The 18794-nt window shown below is 56.1% G+C and carries 19 protein-coding genes and 1 pseudogene; 10 read left to right on the top strand and 10 right to left on the bottom strand.

Going from position 1 to position 18794, the window contains the following annotated elements:
* Positions 1–411: 411 nt before the first annotated feature.
* Complete coding sequence (locus tag JNO48_10735; protein QTE67668.1) at positions 412–663, top strand: hypothetical protein; 252 nt, start codon at positions 412–414, stop codon at positions 661–663.
* A 66-nt stretch (positions 664–729) separates the two neighbouring features.
* Here the strand turns inward: JNO48_10735 and JNO48_10740 are convergent, their stop codons facing one another.
* Positions 730–2496, bottom strand: a complete 1767-nt coding sequence (locus JNO48_10740) for a leucine-rich repeat protein (protein ID QTE67669.1) — start codon at positions 2494–2496, stop codon at positions 730–732.
* Positions 2489–3031, bottom strand: coding sequence for a sigma-70 family RNA polymerase sigma factor (locus JNO48_10745; protein QTE67670.1), 543 nt, complete (start codon positions 3029–3031; stop codon positions 2489–2491). Before JNO48_10745 ends, JNO48_10740 begins: the two co-directional genes overlap by 8 nt.
* Before the next feature lie 250 nt (positions 3032–3281).
* On the opposite strand from JNO48_10745, the gene JNO48_10750 reads away from it, so the two are divergent.
* The 3 genes and pseudogenes from JNO48_10750 to JNO48_10760 all read left to right on the top strand — a co-directional run bounded on the left by JNO48_10750 (position 3282) and on the right by JNO48_10760 (position 5855).
* Positions 3282–4397 (top strand): hypothetical protein, encoded by a 1116-nt coding sequence (locus JNO48_10750; GenBank protein QTE67671.1) that lies wholly within the window; start codon positions 3282–3284, stop codon positions 4395–4397.
* Positions 4398–4470: 73 nt separating this feature from the next.
* Positions 4471–5043, top strand: a complete 573-nt coding sequence (locus JNO48_10755; GenBank protein QTE67672.1) for a helix-turn-helix domain-containing protein — start codon at positions 4471–4473, stop codon at positions 5041–5043.
* Positions 4947–5855, top strand: a pseudogene (locus JNO48_10760) (IS3 family transposase). Before JNO48_10755 ends, JNO48_10760 begins: the two are co-directional and overlap by 97 nt.
* 150 nt (positions 5856–6005) lie before the next feature.
* Here JNO48_10760 and JNO48_10765 read toward each other — a convergent pair.
* Entirely contained in the window at positions 6006–7685 is a 1680-nt protein-coding gene (locus JNO48_10765; GenBank protein QTE67673.1) for a 5'-nucleotidase C-terminal domain-containing protein, read from the bottom strand.
* Positions 7682–8605, bottom strand: a complete 924-nt coding sequence (locus JNO48_10770) for a phosphatase PAP2 family protein (GenBank protein ID QTE67674.1) — start codon at positions 8603–8605, stop codon at positions 7682–7684. Before JNO48_10770 ends, JNO48_10765 begins: the two co-directional genes overlap by 4 nt.
* 209 nt (positions 8606–8814) lie before the next feature.
* On the opposite strand from JNO48_10770, the gene JNO48_10775 reads away from it, so the two are divergent.
* Positions 8815–8964 carry a hypothetical protein gene (locus tag JNO48_10775; GenBank protein ID QTE67675.1) on the top strand — a complete coding sequence of 50 codons (150 nt, stop codon included), beginning with the start codon at positions 8815–8817 and terminating at the stop codon, positions 8962–8964.
* Between the two features lie 24 nt (positions 8965–8988).
* On the opposite strand, the gene JNO48_10780 is transcribed toward JNO48_10775, so the two are convergent.
* Positions 8989–9858, bottom strand: a complete 870-nt coding sequence (locus JNO48_10780) for a hypothetical protein (GenBank protein QTE67676.1) — start codon at positions 9856–9858, stop codon at positions 8989–8991.
* 283 nt (positions 9859–10141) lie between these two features.
* Here JNO48_10780 and JNO48_10785 point away from each other — a divergent pair, with 283 nt between their 5' ends.
* Entirely contained in the window at positions 10142–10606 is a 465-nt protein-coding gene (locus JNO48_10785; GenBank protein QTE69749.1) for a sigma-70 family RNA polymerase sigma factor, read from the top strand.
* Positions 10596–11537, top strand: coding sequence for a hypothetical protein (locus JNO48_10790; protein ID QTE67677.1), 942 nt, complete (start codon positions 10596–10598; stop codon positions 11535–11537). The genes JNO48_10785 and JNO48_10790 overlap by 11 nt, the downstream gene beginning before the upstream one ends.
* A gap of 122 nt (positions 11538–11659) precedes the next feature.
* Here JNO48_10790 and JNO48_10795 read toward each other — a convergent pair whose 3' ends face one another.
* The 4 genes from JNO48_10795 to JNO48_10810 all read right to left on the bottom strand — a co-directional run bounded on the left by JNO48_10795 (position 11660) and on the right by JNO48_10810 (position 16301).
* Positions 11660–13741 carry an ABC transporter permease gene (locus tag JNO48_10795; protein QTE67678.1) on the bottom strand — a complete coding sequence of 694 codons (2082 nt, stop codon included), beginning with the start codon at positions 13739–13741 and terminating at the stop codon, positions 11660–11662.
* Positions 13738–14502 carry an ABC transporter ATP-binding protein gene (locus tag JNO48_10800; GenBank protein QTE67679.1) on the bottom strand — a complete coding sequence of 255 codons (765 nt, stop codon included), beginning with the start codon at positions 14500–14502 and terminating at the stop codon, positions 13738–13740. Before JNO48_10800 ends, JNO48_10795 begins: the two co-directional genes overlap by 4 nt.
* 138 nt (positions 14503–14640) lie before the next feature.
* Positions 14641–15618: a sensor histidine kinase gene (locus JNO48_10805; protein ID QTE67680.1), complete on the bottom strand. Its 978-nt coding sequence runs from the start codon at positions 15616–15618 to the stop codon at positions 14641–14643.
* A 5-nt stretch (positions 15619–15623) separates the two neighbouring features.
* A complete protein-coding gene (locus JNO48_10810) occupies positions 15624–16301 on the bottom strand; it encodes a response regulator transcription factor (protein ID QTE67681.1) in 678 nt (225 codons plus the stop codon).
* Positions 16302–16547: 246 nt separating this feature from the next.
* Here JNO48_10810 and tatB point away from each other — a divergent pair, with 246 nt between their 5' ends.
* Genes tatB through tatC form a run of 3 tightly spaced genes read left to right on the top strand, consistent with a single transcriptional unit; the run spans position 16548 to position 17930 of the window.
* Complete coding sequence (gene tatB, locus JNO48_10815; protein ID QTE67682.1) at positions 16548–16916, top strand: twin-arginine translocase subunit TatB; 369 nt, start codon at positions 16548–16550, stop codon at positions 16914–16916.
* Between the two features lie 36 nt (positions 16917–16952).
* Positions 16953–17126 carry a twin-arginine translocase TatA/TatE family subunit gene (gene tatA / locus JNO48_10820; protein ID QTE67683.1) on the top strand — a complete coding sequence of 58 codons (174 nt, stop codon included), beginning with the start codon at positions 16953–16955 and terminating at the stop codon, positions 17124–17126.
* A gap of 15 nt (positions 17127–17141) precedes the next feature.
* Positions 17142–17930 carry a twin-arginine translocase subunit TatC gene (gene tatC, locus JNO48_10825; protein QTE67684.1) on the top strand — a complete coding sequence of 263 codons (789 nt, stop codon included), beginning with the start codon at positions 17142–17144 and terminating at the stop codon, positions 17928–17930.
* Positions 17931–17990: 60 nt separating this feature from the next.
* Here the strand turns inward: tatC and JNO48_10830 are convergent, their stop codons facing one another.
* A complete protein-coding gene (locus JNO48_10830) occupies positions 17991–18764 on the bottom strand; it encodes a hypothetical protein (GenBank protein ID QTE67685.1) in 774 nt (257 codons plus the stop codon).
* Positions 18765–18794: the final 30 nt, after the last annotated feature.

The following is an 18794-nucleotide window of genomic DNA, read 5'->3' on the forward strand; positions in this document are numbered from 1 at the left end:
AGACGGGACTGCGGGGGAAAAGTTAACTGACGGGGGAAATAATGGATGAAAATTACGGGGGATGTATGACCTATTTTAGCAGAAAGAGGGGGAAGGGGGAAGCAGAGCGTGACAGAGGGACAGCCCTACTGTCACACGACGCCATGTGACAGTAGGGCTGTCCCTCTGTCACATGGGAAACTGAAAAGAACAGGAAATTGAAAAAAAGTCCGTATTTACGGGCTTTTTTTTGATTTTCCGGATTGCGCAAAAGGCAGAATTCTGTATAATAGAAAACAAGGGATTGTATCGGGAATTCCCATGGTACGCAAGCTGTAGGGGGAGGATGACCGGTACGATTATTGGAGGCGCCGGGTTCCGTGATGGGGGATTATTTGCGGGAACCGGTGGGAGAAAAGGCTGGAGATAGAAATGAACATGAAAAAAGTATGCTGCCTGTTTTTGGCTGCAGTGCTGCTGACGGTGATGGCCGGATGGGTCATGCCGGTTTCGGCTGCGGCGGAGGGAACCGCGGGGAGTTCCGACATGTCATCCGCGAAGGCGGATGCGCTGGCGAGGCGGCTGTTTTCGCTGGATGAAGCGGCGCCCCTCGTGATGGCGGGCCTGCTGGTGGTGGGCGTAGGCGCCCTGTGCGGGGCGGCTGTTTTGAAATTCCGGAAATAAACGAAGAACGAAACAATATGAAAAGAGCGCCGCGTATGCGGCGCTCTTGCTTTGTGGGTTTACAGGTTATTCGGCCGGTATAGCGGCGGGTTCTGCAGCGGGTTCGCTGTCCCGGATGGTGAATGTGAGTCCGTTGGCGTAGCAGTAGGAAATCAGTTCCGCGGTGCGGGGAATCTCAAACTTGGTATCGATGTCAGCGGAACAGGGGACGAACGCATTCTGGCCGAAGGATAAGACACTGTCCGGAATGATGACTTTCCGCAGGCCGGCCCAGAAGAACGCCTGCTCGCCGATGGTCCGGAGTCCTTCCGGGAGGTCGATGGATTCAAGATTGTCGCAGCCCATGAACGCCCTGTCTCCGATGGCGGTGACAGTGTCCGGGATGACAACGGATTCCAGCCCGTACCAGTCCATGAAAGCTTCATCCGCGATCGCGGTCACGGGATAGCCGTCCAGCTCCGCCGGAATGACCATATGGCGCATGAGCTGGAAGTCTTTTTTTCCGGTACGTCCTTTGACGACGGCGGTTCCGTCCTCATTGAGGGTATATGTGAGGCGGGATTCATAGTAACCGGGAGTGTCGCTGCCGGCATAATCTTCCGGGCCGGTCCAGATGGAATCGAGGGGAGCCTCCACTTTCCAGTTTCCGTCCACGACACCGCTGCAGGAACGGATATACAACGGGATTCCGGCTCCTTCCGCCAGGGGAAAGATGAATTCCTGTTCATCCGGTTCACTGCCCGGGGCCGGGGCTTTTCTCCATTCAAAGATGCAGACATCGCTGCGTTTTTCATAATCATTCAGCCAACTTTCGGAACCGGGAGCACAAATACATACATATTCCACCGGCCGGAAAACGTAGGGACTGGATGATTCGACAAACGGTTCATTATCTACATAGCGGAGGCGGACGTGGCACTGTCCGTCAATGATGCCGATTCCATCCAGCCGGATGCTGGGGTTGAGGCTGATATCCAGCGGGCTGGAAACGTCCAGGATCCGGGAAGGCAGTGTTTCGGAAGAATGCTTAACATAATCCGCCCAGTAGACAGACTGGTTGGGTAATGATTCATCCGGGACCATTGCCTCTGCACTGTCCCCATATTCCGCCAGATACGGCGCCAGATCCAGGACGGTATGGCTGATCAGTCCGAGTTCATCGAGGAAGAAGGTGACGGGCTGATTATCTCCGGGGATGGCGGTTCCATCGGTGACAAAGTGCGACAGGCGGGCGCTCATCCGGTTGGGGGTGTAAAGAATGTGGGCGTTGGTGCTGAGCGCGGCGCTGCCGACACCGTCGCACATGACGTCGACGGCGCCCCAGACATGGGTTTCCTCATTGATCCGGTTTCCTTCCAGGTCCTCCAGGGAATAAAGCACATCGGCGCCTTCACCATCCACCCCGGCGGCTTCGACCGTGAAGCGGATGCCTTCCTTTTCACAGCTGAGCCCGACCGGGCGGAGGTTATCTGCTTCCGCACTGGAATCGGACTCCGCCAGCCATTTCCGCCAGGGTTCTTCCGGCAGGGGATCAAAGCCGGTGGGCTGCGCAAGCGCGAAAGCCGGGTTTTCCGTTGCCGTTACCGGATCCGGCCGGGAAGCGGAATTCATCCGGATTCCGAAGAAGACCACCAGCGCGCACACCAGCGCGGCGGCCGGAAGCACAAGCTGCCGGACGGGAATGCGCCTTTTCGCCGGCGCGGGGTTTTCCTCCAGCTTTTTGTCCACCACCGGGCGCAGGGACGGCGCGGTGTCGATGCCGGACATGCAGTGGTCCAGGGTTTCGGTGATCAGCTGCTCCATATCTTTTTCTGTATTCACATTGTTATTCATTGCGGGATCCTCCTTCCAGCGTCTGCTTCAGTCGGCTGCACGCCTTGCGTATCCGTTTGGAGACGGCCGTCGGGGTCACGTGAAGCACCCGGGCGATCTCCTCGTTGCTCAGGCCGTGCTGGAATTTCATCTGGATGACTTCCCGGCTTTTGACGGGCAGGTTCATAATGGCAGCCATCAGGTCCAGCTGGGTTTCATCCGGGGGCGGGAAGGATGACGGCAGGGAATCCAGGGATACGTGCAGCTGCCGGTTCCGGAACCAGGCAGAGCGGAGGATATCCTTGCATGTGTTGGCCACAATACTGGTGAGCCAGGTTTTTTCCGCGGCTTCCCCGCGGTAGGTGCCGAAACGGGTATACACCTTCAGGAAGCTTTCCTGCAGCGCTTCCTGCGCCAGGTCGTAGTCCCGCAGGTAGATGTAACACAGCTTCAGCATATCCTTTTCATACTGAAGCATGAGCCGATTCACATGTTCCCTGCGGTTATCGTCCATCTTTGCTACTCCCGGCGAGAATTCATGCGCGATTTCCTGCATGGTCTGTCCGCCTCCCTCCACTTAATTAGACGGGACGGGAACGGGAAAATGAACCACGCGGAAAAAATGCACGCTTTTTTTGCGGATTTTTTCCGGAAATGAATATACCATAAAGAAGCCGAACGGCAAAGGGAGGGGATGGGGACTGTCCCTGCTGCTTCATGTGTTTTTGCCTGACGGGAAGAGTGGACGGGGATTGGAATAAATTGTATAATAGATCAAACGTCTATATGCCGCCGGAGGAACAAATATGGGTTATTCATATTCGAATATCCAGCTGAAAAAGGGAAGCCTGCCGATTGATCCGGAGAAAATCGCGGAGAAACTGGCTGCGGAGTACAGGCTGAAGCGAACGGAGTCCCGGGATGACGCGGATGTGACCGTCGCTATTGGGCCGGAGAACGCCGATCTATGGATCACCATCGTTTCGGAGATTTTTGACGAAGATCTGGAGAAAAGCTGCTCAATCGCGAAAGCACTGTCGGAGGAATACCGGACAGAGGCGATCGCCATCTCCTGTTTTGACAGTGATTACCTGTGCCTGAACCTGCTGGACGTGCAGAACAATGTGGACGCATGGGCGGCATGCGGCTGTTTCCCGGAAGGGAAAGCCCCGCGGAGGAGCAACATTGCGGCATGGAAGGCATATATCCCCGACGTGGAAGCAATGCGGCGGGTGATGCGCGAGCATTATGACTTTGCGGAGGAATGCCTGGGCGGGCTGGAGGAGATCCTTCTGCTTCCGGAAGCCCAGGGCCAGGTCTGTGTGGACTTTGCCGGGCCGGAACAAGGATACCGCTGCTGGTATTATACCGCGGAGACGGCAGGGACGAGCGGGACGCCAACGACTATAAGACCGGCATCATATTCCAGGAACATCGGCTTTGACTGGTACAGCTATGCCGGCTTCCATAATATCGCCGCAGCTTCACGCGGAGCGGGCGTCCTGTTCAGCGGAAAGGCTGTCACATCCGGGAATGTCGACATCCGGGAAGCGTGGATCGAGATTAAAGACAAACGCGGGAAACTGACCGGGGTTCCGATCGAATGGAAGTATAAATATCAGGGACGAATTGAAAACCGGATATGTACAGGGAATCCGGTTGAGCTGAAGAAGGTAACCCTTTCGGATGGCGAACAGGGCTTTTACGGGGAAGCACCGGACGTCAGGTTCCTGGAAACAAACTGGGACGGACTGCCGATGAGTAAAGCAAGGCGGATGTACTATGACCGGGAAATTCTGATCCGTTTTTACGCAATCCGGAAATGCCCGGAAGGCGTCAGTCCGGGAAGCTTAAAGGTCACTTTGATTCCGCTGCAGAATCCGGAAGGACGGGGAACCCACGAGGCTGAATTCCGGGATTAGAGACAACAAAAACAAGGAGCGCGGAATTGATATGTACCCTCTTTACTGGACACCCAGTAAGGAGGGTATTTTTATGCGTTACAGTTATGAGTACAAGATGAAATGTATTGAGATGTACAGAGAAGGAAGGTGGCCTGAGACCCCTACAGGTATTAAAGAAGCGCGATACTTTCATAATATGATCCTGCGATGGTTTCATGTAGTAGAAGCAAATGGGCCAGATATTCTCAAACCCCGGGAAACTAATAAGGATTGGACCCCAGAAGAGAGATATGAGCTGGTTGCAAAAGTCCTAGGTGGTTCATCAATCCAGTCTGTAGCTAATGAGGCGGGTATAAATAGCGGATTACTTACTTGCTGGGTTCGCAAATATAAGAACGAGGGGTATAATGGCCTTATAAACAAGAGAAAAGGTCGACCACCAAAGGAGCCCCATATGAAGAAAATCAATTACAACAACCCTAGGAAACTTAATGAGTCCGAGTATGAAGAACTCGTAAGGCTAAGGGCTGAAAACGAGTATATCAAAGCGGAAATCGAAGTCATAAAAAAAGAGATCGCCTTGAGAGAAGAAAAGGAAGCTGCGCGTCTCAAGGCGAAAAAGCAGCGATCATCAAAGAACTCAGAGAAGAAGAATACCAACTGAAGTATCTTCTTAAAGCGATGTGCCTTTCCAGATCCACATACTATTACGAAGTTTCAAAAGAAGATGTGGTAGCCAAAAGGAGCGAAGCAGTCGCAAGTGTGATCAGGGAAATCTTTGAATATAATAAAGGTCGATACGGTGTCCGGAGAGTACACCACGAACTGATCAACAGAGGCTATAAGGTAAACCACAAAAAGGTCCAGCGATTAATGCACTGCATGGACCTTAAAGGCAAACGCCCGAAAGAAAAATACCATTCTTATCAGGGAGAAGTTGGAAAGGTGGCAGATAACCTCATTAACCGAGACTTCAGTACAACAAAGCCTTTGCAAAAATGGACAACAGATGTTTCTCAATTCAATTTATCTTGGGGAAAATGCTATCTTTCTCCAATTCTGGATATGCACACAAATGAGGTCATCTCATACGATCTCTCGTTAAGTCCAAACATGGAACAGATCCGACGGATGCTGGATAAGGGGCTGAGCAGGTTTTCCTCACTTAATGGTCTGATCTTTCATTCTGACCAGGGTTGGCAGTACCAACATGCTTATTTCAGAAATACGATTGAGAAACGTGGCATTATTCAGTCCATGTCCCGAAAAGGAAACTGTTATGACAACAGTATTATGGAGACATTCTTCGGACGACTAAAGAACGAGATGTTTTATGGATACGAGAAAGACTACAAATCATATGAGGAATTCTCCAAGGCTATGGCCAAGTATATTGACTACTACAACAATGAGCGCATCCAGGCAAAAACAAAATGGATGCCACCCGTAAAATACAGGTTGGCATCCATGGGTTGAGCCTCGAGCATAAATCAATGTGTCCAGGAAACTGGGTACATATCAAATGCGCTCCTTTTCACACTTTGGTCAATTCCCTACGATATCACGAAATGCCCCTATATATATCAACAAAAACAGGATTTATTATATATAAAAAATTACAGTAAATTATGCCGCGTCGATTAACTGCATTTCATCATAGATATGCAGGTCGCGGGGCAGGGTATCCACGGTAATATGTCCGTTGTTCTCCTCCGCCTCCCGGCGTACAAGCTCGATGATCGTAACGTTGTCGATAGGCACTTCAGCTTCGGGAACCAGCCCTTCCTTGCCCAGGAAAACACTGCCTTCCAGGGTGGCACAGTATTCGCAGGTGCAGATCTTATAGGTTACGGTATCATCCTCAATATCCACCTCCGTGCCGTCGTCAAGGAAGATGCAGATAATTTGGATTTCCGGCTCCTCGTCCGTACCGAGATTAATATAATCATAATGGATGCCGGTCACCTGGTCGCCGTAGTCCGTGTTCTCGAAGGTATTCAGAAGATGCTGTGCCAGTTCCTTGCCGGTGAGCTCATAGACCTGCCAGGTGTTATTGAAGGGGTTGATCGCGTAGATGTCACCGACAGTCAGCGGGTGCTGTGTTTCGCCGTCTTCAAGTACGACGCTCGCACGTACGCCCTTCATGTTATAGAAGGCAGCTACAGCCCCGTAAGGCTTCATGGCTTCCAGCATCCTTGCCGTCACAAAGTTACCGCCGCTGGTCGTTCTGTCGCTCAGGAAGCCCTTCTTCTCGATGTTCGTATCGATATACCCCAGGATTTCGCCCATATCATCGCTCACTGCGTCCCATGCGGCATGGGAGATAGCGAGAACGGTCACGTCGAATGAGCTGGCGTTTTCCGGCGTATCGTACAACAGGGTCTTGTCTTCCAGAATGGACGTGTACATCGGATCCTCGACGCGTACAGACCCGTCTGCGGCGATCACGAGGGTCGCCGAAGCGTAACCTTGGGCATTTGCGTCACACTGGATATACGGAATACCGGTGTTTTCAGCCACACCGTAGATACCGTCGTGCTTATGCCCGCCGCAGACCAGCGATACCGCGTTCGGTGCCATGCTTTCCGCTATTTCAGTCGGCTTTTTGTGGCACAGCAGGATCGTCGCGTCCGGATGCTCCGCCTCATTGATCTCATTAACACGGTTTGCCAGGAGATCCATGCTGTCTTCGATAGAGTAGGGGGCAATCATGCTTGCCATGATCGTCATGTTATAGTCTTCCACGTACCCAACGACAGCGATACGCTTGCCGGCTTTCTCAAGAATAACATAATCTTTCGTAAACCCGACGCGCTCGCTGGTATCTGCGTAATACAGGTTGGAAGCGAGGATCGGGATGTCCGGATCGCCTTCATACTCGCCGAGCTTATACGCTGGAAGTGTGGCGTCAGGATCCGCACAGTATTCCTCAACGCCCCAGTCGAACTCGTGATTGCCCAGTGCTACCGCGTCGTAGCCCATGGCGTCCACAGCAGCAAGAACAGCCCCGCCGTGGGTCAGGTTGGAAACCGGCGTTCCCTGGTAAAGATCTCCGCCGTCCAGCAGGATAACGTCATCGTATTCGCCGGAATTCCGTGCGTCATTGATAACCTTGGCGATATACGCCAGCCGGTACTGGAAGGTTTCCACTTTCGCACTGGAGGTGTCCAGAAGCGAGCCATGAATATCGCTCGTCTCAAATATCCGGATGCGTACCTCGGCATTATCTTCAGCCAGGGATCCAGTGCATACGGTGCAGGTGCAAAGCATCAGGACGAGCAGGAGAGCCATCATAGTCTTCTTCATTTCAGTTCCTCCGTCTTATTCACGAATGAGAACACGCCCTTGTACACGACAATGTAGATGCACAGCGTCAGTCCAACGCCGAAGCAGACATCCGTCAGGAAGTGAGCGTTCATGTGGATCCGGTTGTAGGCGATAAGCATTGACCAGATGAGACCAATGAAGAACAAAATATATTTAAGAATATTTTTCCGCTGCTTCATTGCGTCTGCAATCATAGGAAGCGCCAGCATAGGCATGATCGCCTTCGTCATGTGCCCGCTGGGCCAGCTCCGGAAGTTGCTCTCGTCCTTCAGGTAAGGAGTCCACTGCCACCAGTTACGGAATTCAGAAGCAGGGTCTTCCAAGGTTACCAGGTACCGGTACCTCGGACGGCAGGCAAGGACTTTCAGCCAGTCGTTGACTGCTTCGCCAATTTCGCCGGAGATAATGATAACCACACCTGCGGCGATAAGCGCGTTCACCTTTTTCTTATCGTAGTTCGTGTTCACGATAACCAGCGTTACAAAGGCTACCAGTGCCACAAGCGCAGCCCAGATAAGGTACGTGCATATCAGGATGAATACGTAGCTTTGCTCTCCGAAAGTGTATCCCAGATCCCGGCGGAGGTACTTGCCGAATCCATTGTTCAGTACATGCAGCGTCCAGTAACCGGTCACGAGCAGGATGCAGGTAGAGAGTTTGTAGTACCGTTCCCCCTTCTTATTCAGGCCAGCAAAAATACACGCGCCGGCTACCATATAGAAGAGGACAGGGACAACGCTCGCGTAGTCCTGCAGGATGCTTCCGGCAGGTGTGACGTTCGTCACGACTTCAGAAACCTGCAGGTCATAGAAACTGCCGTACAAAATTCCCGCGAACATCAGGAGCAGCAGGAGCCAGGTAAAAACACCGGGCATGCCAAACAATTTTTTCGTCTTCATGATAATTCTCCTTTATGCCATAGAAAACACCATACCAGGAAATATCTCCTGGATTTTATCTCACTATTATTATATCAAATAACAAATAAGTTGTATAATCCGAATGTGGTTTTGAAAAAAATATTTGGTGAAGAAAACTCCCCATAATATTGCGAAGAAACACCAAATTGGATTTGCTACAAAAAGATCGATCCCTACAATATTACGAAATGTCGATTCAGGCAGCCTTTACCGGGCTGATCGGCGCGCTGCTGTGCTTCTTCCGGATGAAGATCCGGAACTGCACCACGCTTTCCCTGATTATCGGCCATGGAATATATGACGCGATGATCACCGTATGGGCAGCGGTGATGGGGTGAGACAGAACCCCCGTCCCTCTGCCTTCACATCGGGAATTTGATTTTGCCGGTGTCCTTCCAGATGGCCCACCGCCGGCCGCTGCAATCGGTTCCGACCAGGGTGAAGCCTTTGAGATCGACTCTTTCAAAAGCCGTATATCCGTATCCGGGGAAGGCGGCATCCGGATTCCCGGCCCGCCAGAGAATGCCATCCCGGCTGACTTTATATATATTCCCCGCTTTCGGGAAGGATTGATCTTCAACCACGGCATATACGAAACGGCCCTCAGCCAGTACCTGCCGGATTTGATGCGGAAGCTCAACGGTTGTGTCGTCCAGGTAAAGCGAAGCGCCGCTGAAGGCGATGCGGCGGTAAGGGTTCCGCCAGCTGTCCAGGGCGGCCCTGTACCGGGCTTTTGCACTGTTCAGCCTGGACTGGGGGTCTTTCCAGCCCAGGCCGTTCCAGGATTCGCCTTCGCAGGAGAAATCCATGAGCCTTTCGCAGATTTCAATCATCCGGCCGGCAAGGCGGGTGTGGATGCAGAATAAATATACCCAGCCGTTATCCAGGTCACAGTTATCCCCGGCCATATTCTGAAGGATGAGGATTTTGTTTTGCTTATCCAGCGCGGCCGGCATCTTTTCCATCTCATCCAGCATGCGGCCGCCCCAGTACCCTGGATCGAGCAGGCCCCGGCGCAGGGTGACCAGGATCGAATGATGCTTTATCCAGACATGCTTCGGATCATCCCACAGGGTATCGAAACCATGCCGGATCAGTTCTTCATCCCAGTCCGGGTGGTCAAAGCCGTACTGACGGCTGAATTCCCTGTATTGATCGGGCTCTTCCCGGGCCATAAAGAAGGACTGGCCGTTGTATTTGCTATACAACTCCTGCGCTTCGGCACGGTTCATGAAAATGCCTCCTTCCTGGGACGATTATGGTATATAATATTCTATACGGATCATTCTATCCCTGCCGTGTGACAAAGGGACAGTCCCCTTGTCACATGTGACAAAAGGGCTGTCCCTTTGTCACATTTTTTTCCAGCAGTTTTTCCCGGATGAATCGTCTAATCAGGTGAAAGGAGTTGGTACTGTGTCCCAGGGGAACCAGGAGAAACCGCGCACGGCCAGCGGGCTTTCAGCACCGCAGGACGTGGGCGGAGCGGACAGCCGGACGGAACTGGAACGGCTGATGGAACAGTACGGCAGCAGCCTCCTCCGGATGAGCGCCCTTTACCTGAAAGACGCGCACCTGGCGCAGGACGCTGTGCAGGAGACATTCATCAAGGCATACCGGCATATGAAGGATTTCCGCGGGGAGAGTTCAGAGAAGACCTGGCTGACGGCGATATGCGTCAATACATGCCGGGATATCCTGAAGACCGCATGGTTCCGCCACCAGAGCCGGATTGATGTGGATTCGCTGCCCGAAAAGCCTGCCGATTTTGAGTTTCCGGACAACACGGTACTGACGGAGGTCATGCGCCTGCCTGCCCGATACCGGGAGGCGGTCCTGATCCGGTATTACGGGGGGATGAAGCTGAAGGAAGCCGCAAGCGCGCTGGGGATTTCCGAAGGCCGGCTCCGCACCCGGCTGGACAAGGCAAACGGCATCCTGCGGGACAGGCTGAAGGAGTGGTATTACGATGAAGAATGAAGAATTCCGGGAGCTCGTTGACCGGGACCTTTCCGGGCTCGAATGGGATGAGCGCAGGCGCAGGAATGTGCTGCGCGCACTGGAAGGGGAGGAACGGCCTGTGAGAAAGATTTCAACAACATTCCTGATTGCGGCAGTGGTGCTGTGCCTGAGTGTGACGGCGCTGGCGGCCGGACTGATATTCTCGCCGAAGTACGATGCGGTGCGGCTGGCAAACGACGCGGTGAAGGCGAAATACGGCCTGACGGATGAACTGATCGGCATCCTGCTCCGGCGGGCGGAGGTGCGGGAGGACGGAACCGCCACAGTGACCTATGAGGCATTTGACGAGAACGATTTCCCGGCGGACCGGATCGGCATCTACACGGTGGACGTGAAGGGAAACCACGCGGACGCTTCATGGTCCCACGACGGGGACAGCACGGAGGGAGGCCTGCTGGCGGAGGCCTACGGCGCGGAGCAGCTGACGATGCTGGCGTATCATTACGGGGAGACCCTGGATGAAATGACGCGGCTGGGCATCTGGAACGCGGAACCCCGGGAGCCCCGGCACGAGATGACGCCGGAGGAACAGGAAGAGTACAGGGAAGCCCTGGCAGAATCGGAAATGTACCGGCGGCAGGACCTGAGAGAAGCGGAAAAGGCCGGAACGGTCACTGTGGAAGGGGCGGCAGAAATTGCCCGGAAGGCGATTGCGGAAGAATATCACCTGACGGCCGACCAGGCAGGGAAGCTGAGCTGGGATCCGGAGGACGCAATGGTCCTGATGGAAGAAGGAGACACGGTGATTGAGCTGATATTCGGGCTGCGGCAGGGAGAAGCCGGCGGGCCGTTTACCGAAGGGGACGGTATGTACTATGTGGACGTGGATCTGCTGGACGGGCGGATTGAGGATATCCTGTATGATCCCGGGCTGGCAGCCAATGAGTGACCGGAACAAAAGGCAGGGAGCGCGGAATGCGCTCCCTGTTTTGGGGGTTGAGTGACAAAGGGACAGCCCTACTGTCACATGACCAATGTGACAGTAGGGCTGTCCCTTTGTCACATCTTTTGTCACATTTCGTGGGTGTCGGCGTTGCTGACGATGCGGTAGTAGACGCCGGAGGTGAGCCGGTAGACGACGGCGTAGAAGGCGGCGAAGACCACAAAGCTGATCACCGTGGTGCGGATGAAGAGACCGACGTTGTAGAGGCTGAACAGGGTCAGCATCTTGCGGATCATCGGGAAGGCGAAGACCAGGTGCAGCCCGGCGAAGACCAGGGGCAGGGCAAAGACGGTGAGGAGCTGGGAGCGGACGCTCGAGCGGATGTCTTTTTTCGTCATGCCGACCTTCTGCATGATGTCGAAACGCTTCACATCCTCATAGCCTTCGGAGATCTGCTTGTAGTAAATGATCAGGACGGCGGCGACGAGGAACACGGTGCTGAGCAGGATGCCGATAAAGAACAGGCTGCCGTACATGCCGTAGAAGTCCGCTGCGCCCCCCGCGCGGGATTCCGCCCAGGAGGAGCGGATGCCGGCGGTGGTGCCGGTGTCCCGGAGGGGCATGATCGCAATCCGCTCAACTTCATCGGCGATGCGGATGTTCTCCTCATCGGACAGGCCGGTGTCGAAGGAATAATACCAGGAGACCTGGACCTCATGCCGGTCGTTGCTGTACAGCTCGGACGCGAAGCCTTCCACGGCCTTCGCGATGTCCGGCACGAACATGGTGATGCGGGGGACGATGCTTTCGCCGCTGCCGGCTTCGTATTCGGCGGCACGGACTGCCTTCACGCGGAAGGTTCTGGAAGCACTGCCCTGGGCAATGGTGATGGTATCCCGGGTCCAGGAGGCGCCGCTGTCCGTGAGGATGACGGTTTCATCATCGGCCAGGCCGGCGAGGATGTTTTCTTCGCTGTTCCGGGCCTCCGCTGCCCAGCGGGAAGCCGGAACCAGGTCGATCTCTATGATTTCATTGAGGCCGGTGAAAGAATCCTGCATGCGGTAGTCGCACTGGACGGTGCCTTCACTGGGCTTGCCGAAGAGCATGGCCGCGCGGTTGTCCCGGATGTTGGAGACGGTTCCGCCGTTCTCCTCCACATAGGCGCGGATGGCGTCCTCCACGGGCTGCAGGTTTTCATCCGAAAGGTCTTCGGGCCGGTACAGGTGGGTGGTAAGGTTGATTTCCCGCGGGTAATTGGTTTTGAGGGAATCCTCTGCGCCGAACCACATACAGGTGGTGGTGGACAGCATGACCAGGATCATCGTGGCGATGATGCAGATGGAGGCCAGGCCGGCGCCGTTCCGCTTCATGCGGTAGGCCATGGAGGAGACGGAGACAAAGTGCTTCGCCTTGTAGTAATACTTCTTATTGCCCTGCAGGATGCGGCACATGCGCACGCTGCCGGTGACCATGAGCAGGTAGGTGGACAGGATGACCAGGATGACGGCGACGAAGAACCACTGGAGGGCGGAAACCGGGTTGGCCATGGAAACGGCCAGCCAGTAGGCAACACCCAGCAGGATGACGCCCAGCAGGGCGATAAGGAGATTGCCCTTCGGCGGTTTCTCACCGACGTTTTCGGACTTCATGAGGTTGACGGCGCTGGCGCGGGCCGTACGGATCACCGCGGACAGCGTGATGAGCACGAAGATGGCCGCAAAGCAGACGGCGGTGAGCACCACGGAATCCACATCCACGCGGATGGCGTAATTCACGGTGCCGTTGAGGAGGTTCATGAGACCCAGCTCCGCAAGCTTGGACAGGAGAATGCCGGACAGCAGGCCGCCGGCCAGCGCGGCGGCGAAGGTGATCAGGTTCTCCCAGGAAATGATCCGCATGAGGTTGCGCTTGCCCATGCCCAGCACGTTGTACAGGCCGAACTCACGGGCGCGGCGGCGGATCAGGAAGGAATAGGTGTAGTACAGGAAAATGACCGAGAAGACCAGGATGACCCATTTTCCGAGGGTGAGGATGATGGCGGCGGAAGATTTTCCGACCGGGAGCAGGGCCAGGGTGGCCGGGGAGCACAGGAAGCCCATGATGTAGAACACCGCGACCATGCAGATGCAGGTGAGCAGGTAGGGCCAGGCCAGGCGGCGGTTTTTCCGCAGGCCGTCCCACGCGAGGCGGGGATAGAAGAAACGGTTCATTCCCGGTCACCTCCCTGGGCGAGCAGGGTCAGGGTATCGGCGATCTTCTGGTAGAACAGGTCATCCGTCATATCGCCGCGGTAGAGCTGGTGGAACACTTCGCCGTCCCGGATGAACAGGACACGGCCGGCCCGGCTGGCGGCGCGGGCGGAGTGGGTGACCATGAGGATGGTCTGGCCCTGGCGGTTGACTTCCGCGAAGAGGCGGAGCAGTTCATCCGTGGAGCGGGAATCCAGGGCGCCGGTGGGCTCGTCCGCCAGGATGATGCGGGGATCGGTGATCAGGGCGCGGGCAACCGCCGCGCGCTGCTTCTGGCCGCCGGAGACCTCGTAGGGGTATTTCTTCAGCAGTTCTTTGATTCCCAGGGTTTCCGCGATGGGCGCGAGCTTGGCGCTCATTTCCTTGTAATCCTTGCCGGCCAGGACCAGGGGCAGGTAGATGTTGTCCTCCAGGGTGAAGGTGTCCAGCAGGTTGAACTCCTGGAAAACGAAGCCCAGGTTGTCCCGGCGGAAGGCGGCGACGTTGCTCTCCTTGATCTTGGAGAAGTCCATGCCGTCGAGCAGGACGACGCCCGAGGTGGCCTTGTCCAGGGCGGCCAGGATGTTCAGGAGCGTGGTTTTGCCGGATCCGCTTTCGCCCATGATTGCGACGTATTCACCTTCCTCCACGGTGAAGGTCACGTTTTTGAGCGCCTCGACGGACTGGCCGCCGAAACGGGTCTTATATACTTTCTTCAGGCTTTTGACTTCCAGCAGGCTCATAGGTAAGTTCCTCCGTTCGATTGAGATTGATTTCCGGTGCCTTTCTCCCAGGCACACCCCAATAATACCGGAGTAAGCCGGCTCATTCCATCGAACCGGCTTACAGAACGGGGGGCAAAACGAACAAAACTGTCACATTTACTCAATTTCCAGTTTCCGGGCGGAAAGATCGATGCGCACGGAAGTGCCTTCGCCGGGAGTGGATTCAATGGAAATGGTGTGGCCGAGGCGGTCGCAGACGCTTTTGCACAGGCTGAGGCCGATGCCGCTGGCGCGGGTGTCCGCGCGGCCGGCCAGACCGGTGTAGTTCCGCTCAAACACGCGGGGCAGGTCTTCCGGGGGGATGCCGATGCCGGTATCCCGGACGACCAGGGTGGCGGGATCCTCCATGGAAATGGAAACGGAGCCCGAAGGGGTGTATTTCAGCGCGTTGGAGAGCACCTGCTCCACGACGAAGGAGAGCCATTTGCCGTCCGTGAGGACCTTCCGTTCCGCCGGGGTGTAGTCCAGCTTCAGCTTCCGGGAGATGAACTCCCCGGCGAACTGGCGGAGAACCGGGCGGATGACGGAATCCAGGTCGGTTTCTTTGATGACGTAGTCCGTTGCGCCGTTTTCCAGGCGCAGGTAGGTGAGGACCATGGAGACGTAGCGCTCGATGCGGCCGAGATCGGAAAGCAGGGCGCGGGACAGCTCGCTGTCCTCATCCTGCAGGCGGAGGCGCATAGCGGCGATGGGCGTTTTGATCTGGTGCACCCAGAGGGTGTAGTAATCCACCATGGCGGCCATGTCCGTTTCCGAACGGGTGCGGGCTTCTCGGTTCGCCTCCCGCAGGAGGCGGACGATCTCCCGGTAGTCTTCGGCCTCAATATCCCGGACCTCGGGCAGCTCCGCGTCGATTTCCTTCAGGTCCCGGAGCACCATGTGGCGGCGCCGGACGCGGAAGAAATCCAGCAGGAGAACGCCGATGCCCAGCAGCACGCAGAGCACCGCCGGATACAGCACGGCTTCCGCGGGCAGGCGGTACAGCACGAACGAAAAGGCCAGGACGGCGCCGAAAGCCAGGAACAGCAGGATCACGCCGAGCTTGCTTTGCAGGTAGCGCAGGAACAGCTTCATCTTTCTCACCCCACCAGGTAGCCTTCGCCGAATTTGGTTGTGATGAAGTCCGGCAGGCCCGCGGCGTCCAGCTTGCGGCGCAGGCGGCCGACGTTGACGGTCAGGGTATTCTCATCCACGAAGCTGTCCGTCTGCCAGAGGGCTTCCATGAGCTTTTCGCGGGAGACGATTTTTCCCTTGTTCTGCATGAGGGTCAGCAGGATGCGGTACTCATTGCGGGTGAGATCCAGCTTTTCCCCGTTGATCGTAATGCTGTTGTCGCCGGTGTTCAGCACGGCGCCGCGGTGCTCGAGCACGGGGGCGGAACCGGCGAAGTCGTAGGAGCGGCGGAGCAGCGCCTGGACCTTGGCGACGAGGACGTCCGGGTCGAAGGGCTTGGCGATGAAATCGTCCGCGCCCATGTTGACGGCCATGATGATGTTCATGTTATCCGCCGCGGAGGAGACGAAGATGACCGGGACGGAGGAAGCCTTGCGAATCTCCGTGCACCAGTGGTAGCCGTTCATGAACGGCAGGGAGATATCCATGAGGACCAGGTGCGGGCGCACGCGCTCGAAGTCCGCCATGACGTTGCGGAAATCCGTTACGGTTTCCGCCGCCAGGCCCCACATGGCCAGGCGGGAGCGGACAGCCTCCGCGATGGTTTTTTCGTCCTCGACGATCAGGATGCGGTATTCTTCCATACGAGAGTCCTCCGCTTGAGTGAAAAGTTAAGAGTGAAACGTTGGGGACAGTCCCTATCGTTTCAAAAAATGAGTCAACGAGAACCGTCCCCAACGACTCACGATAACCCGGCTGAAAAATTTTTTTCCAGCTTTCGTTTCATTATAGCCGTTTTGCGGGAACTTGACTACCCGGCTGGTATGCTTGAAAAAAACCTTAATCCGTTATAAAATCCAAAACTGTCTGAGGGAAGGAGTGAGAACAGCATGTTCAATATCGGGTTTTCCGAGCTGATTATTGTGCTGCTGATCGCCTTCCTGGTGGTCGGGCCGAAGGACCTGCCGCGGGTGGCCCGGTGGCTGGGACGCTCGGTGAAGAAGCTGCGGCAGATGATCCAGGAGGTCAAGAAGGAAACCGGGTGGGCCGACCTCGAAAAAGAATATAAAGACACAAAGAACGACGTGGACAAGGCCGTGAAGGACCTGAAGAACGACCTGGACGTGACAAAAGAGCTGAAGGGCGCTGCGGAGGACGTGAACAAGAGCGTGAAGAGCGTGGCGGACGAGCTGCACGCGGCCGGGAAGGATATCGAGGCGGAAACGAAAGAGATCCGCGAAGAGACGATGAAGAAATAAAACACCTGCGGCGCAGGTGATATTGGAGGTATATATATGCATCTTGGAACGACGGAGATTATCCTGATTGTGGTACTGGCCCTGGTACTGTTCGGCGGCGGCAAGCTGGCGGGTGTCGGCAAGGCGCTGGGCAAGAGCATCAAGGACTTCAAGCACGAAGTGAAGGATGAAGAGAAGCCCGAAGAAAACAAAGAAGAAAAGAATTCGTAAGGCTGCCGGCATCGTATGAGAAAACGGAAACAGAAAGGGACGCCGGACGCGCAGGATGCTGCTGCCATGGAAGGGGAGCAGGCCCTGGCGGACGGCGGCGCGCCGCTGCTGGTGCACCTGCAGGCGCTGCGGCGTGTTTTGATCGTGTCCGCGGCCGCAGTGGCGATCGCGTTTTTCCTGGTGTATTCGTTTGCCATCGATTATCTGATGGCATGGATTACCGGGCCGATCGCGGCACGCGGGATTGAGATTATCTACACCGCGATGAGCGAAGCACTGGTGACGAAGTTCAAGGTGGCGCTGATCGCCGGGCTGGTGATTGCCGCGCCGGTGATCATCTGGCAGGTGTGGGGGTTCATCAAACCGGCCTTGTACCCGAAGGAGAAGAAAACCTTCCGCACGCTGTTTGTGATCGCACTGCTGCTGTTCCTGCTGGGAGTGGCGTTCTGCTACCTGGCGGTGTACACGCTGGCGGTGGACTTCTTCCTGGTAGCGGGGGACAACCTGGCGAAGCCCATGCTGTCCATCGACAAGTATGTGAGCTTCCTGTTCGGGTTCATCGTACCGTTCGGCGTGGCGTTCCAGCTGCCGGTGGCGCTGTACCTGACCACGCGGATGGGGCTGACGAACGCGAAAATGCTCGCGTCCAAGCGCAAGTTCGTGATCCTGGGGATCTTCGTGCTGGCCGCCGTGCTGACGCCGCCGGACGTGGTGTCCCAGCTGGCGCTGGGCTTGCCGATGATCCTGCTGTATGAAATCGGGATCCTGGCATGCCGGCTGACGAAGCCGAAGGAACGGGAATAACGGGAGAAACAAAATCCCGGCTGTCCATGGGGACGGCCGGGATTTTTGCGTTTTTTGGGGTTATTCCTCATTGCCGGCGGGGCGGAAGACCTCCCGCGCCACGTTGATGAAATTGCGGAGGATGGGGGAGGACGGCTCCCGGTAAACCAGGCCGCTGGCCCAGGTGAGGCCCATCTTCAGCGGTACGGTGCGCAGGGGCAGAAACTGGCTGCCCACGTGCGGCGGAAGCAGGCCGATGTGTCCGTCCTCGAAGGTGCGGAGCATGGTGTAGAAATCCATGATGCGCGGATCCTCGCTGATGCGGATCTGCGGATAGTTCTGCTCGATGAACTCCCGCAGGCCGGGGAGGCGCTCGAACCGGTATACGATGATATGCTGTCCGGCCAGGTCATCCAGCGTGAGCGAGGCACGGGAGGCCAGGGGATGATTGGGAGACATCATGGCGTCCCGGCCTTCCCGGATGAGCGGCACAAAGGTGCGTCCGGCGGTATGCGCCCGGGGGCAGTCATAATACTCAATGACATCAAGGGCGCCACGGTCCAGGTCGTTGAGGAGCTGGTCCTCGGGTTCCATAACCGGCTTCTGGATGACATCCGGGTATTTCTGGAAGAAGGGCCCGCTGAGGCGGGGGAACAGGTCCGGCTGCAGGCCGACGATGGCCCCGATGCGGATGCAGTTGCTGAGGGAATCGGTCTCCCGGCAGCGGGTGAGCAGCAGGTCCATATCCGAACGGAGCTTGAGTACTCCGTCCAGGAAGGTCTCACCCGCGGGTGTCAGGCGGATGCCGGAAACGCTGCGTTCGAAGAGTTTGAAATCCAGGTTCCGGGTATTCATGGTGCACTCCTGAAAAAGGAATTTAGGGTA

The sequence above is a fragment of the Clostridiales bacterium genome, from assembly GCA_017569285.1.
Taxonomy (GTDB): domain Bacteria; phylum Bacillota; class Clostridia; order Christensenellales; family Aristaeellaceae; genus Aristaeella.

Excerpts from the sequence above, each read along its gene's own strand:
- JNO48_10755 (QTE67672.1), top strand. The coding sequence starts at position 4,471 with ATGCGTTACAGTTATGAGTACAAGATGAAATGTATTGAGATGTACAGA.
- JNO48_10795 (QTE67678.1), bottom strand. The coding sequence starts at position 13,741 with ATGAACCGTTTCTTCTATCCCCGCCTCGCGTGGGACGGCCTGCGGAAA.
- JNO48_10765 (QTE67673.1), bottom strand. The coding sequence starts at position 7,685 with ATGAAGAAGACTATGATGGCTCTCCTGCTCGTCCTGATGCTTTGCACC.
- JNO48_10785 (QTE69749.1), top strand. The coding sequence starts at position 10,142 with ATGGAACAGTACGGCAGCAGCCTCCTCCGGATGAGCGCCCTTTACCTG.
- JNO48_10775 (QTE67675.1), top strand. The coding sequence starts at position 8,815 with ATGTCGATTCAGGCAGCCTTTACCGGGCTGATCGGCGCGCTGCTGTGC.
- JNO48_10745 (QTE67670.1), bottom strand. The coding sequence starts at position 3,031 with ATGCAGGAAATCGCGCATGAATTCTCGCCGGGAGTAGCAAAGATGGAC.
- tatB (QTE67682.1), top strand. The coding sequence starts at position 16,548 with ATGTTCAATATCGGGTTTTCCGAGCTGATTATTGTGCTGCTGATCGCC.
- JNO48_10790 (QTE67677.1), top strand. The coding sequence starts at position 10,596 with ATGAAGAATGAAGAATTCCGGGAGCTCGTTGACCGGGACCTTTCCGGG.
- JNO48_10805 (QTE67680.1), bottom strand. The coding sequence starts at position 15,618 with ATGAAGCTGTTCCTGCGCTACCTGCAAAGCAAGCTCGGCGTGATCCTG.
- JNO48_10780 (QTE67676.1), bottom strand. The coding sequence starts at position 9,858 with ATGAACCGTGCCGAAGCGCAGGAGTTGTATAGCAAATACAACGGCCAG.
- JNO48_10830 (QTE67685.1), bottom strand. The coding sequence starts at position 18,764 with ATGAATACCCGGAACCTGGATTTCAAACTCTTCGAACGCAGCGTTTCC.
- JNO48_10740 (QTE67669.1), bottom strand. The coding sequence starts at position 2,496 with ATGAATAACAATGTGAATACAGAAAAAGATATGGAGCAGCTGATCACC.
- tatC (QTE67684.1), top strand. The coding sequence starts at position 17,142 with ATGAGAAAACGGAAACAGAAAGGGACGCCGGACGCGCAGGATGCTGCT.
- JNO48_10810 (QTE67681.1), bottom strand. The coding sequence starts at position 16,301 with ATGGAAGAATACCGCATCCTGATCGTCGAGGACGAAAAAACCATCGCG.
- JNO48_10750 (QTE67671.1), top strand. The coding sequence starts at position 3,282 with ATGGGTTATTCATATTCGAATATCCAGCTGAAAAAGGGAAGCCTGCCG.
- JNO48_10735 (QTE67668.1), top strand. The coding sequence starts at position 412 with ATGAACATGAAAAAAGTATGCTGCCTGTTTTTGGCTGCAGTGCTGCTG.
- JNO48_10770 (QTE67674.1), bottom strand. The coding sequence starts at position 8,605 with ATGAAGACGAAAAAATTGTTTGGCATGCCCGGTGTTTTTACCTGGCTC.
- tatA (QTE67683.1), top strand. The coding sequence starts at position 16,953 with ATGCATCTTGGAACGACGGAGATTATCCTGATTGTGGTACTGGCCCTG.
- JNO48_10800 (QTE67679.1), bottom strand. The coding sequence starts at position 14,502 with ATGAGCCTGCTGGAAGTCAAAAGCCTGAAGAAAGTATATAAGACCCGT.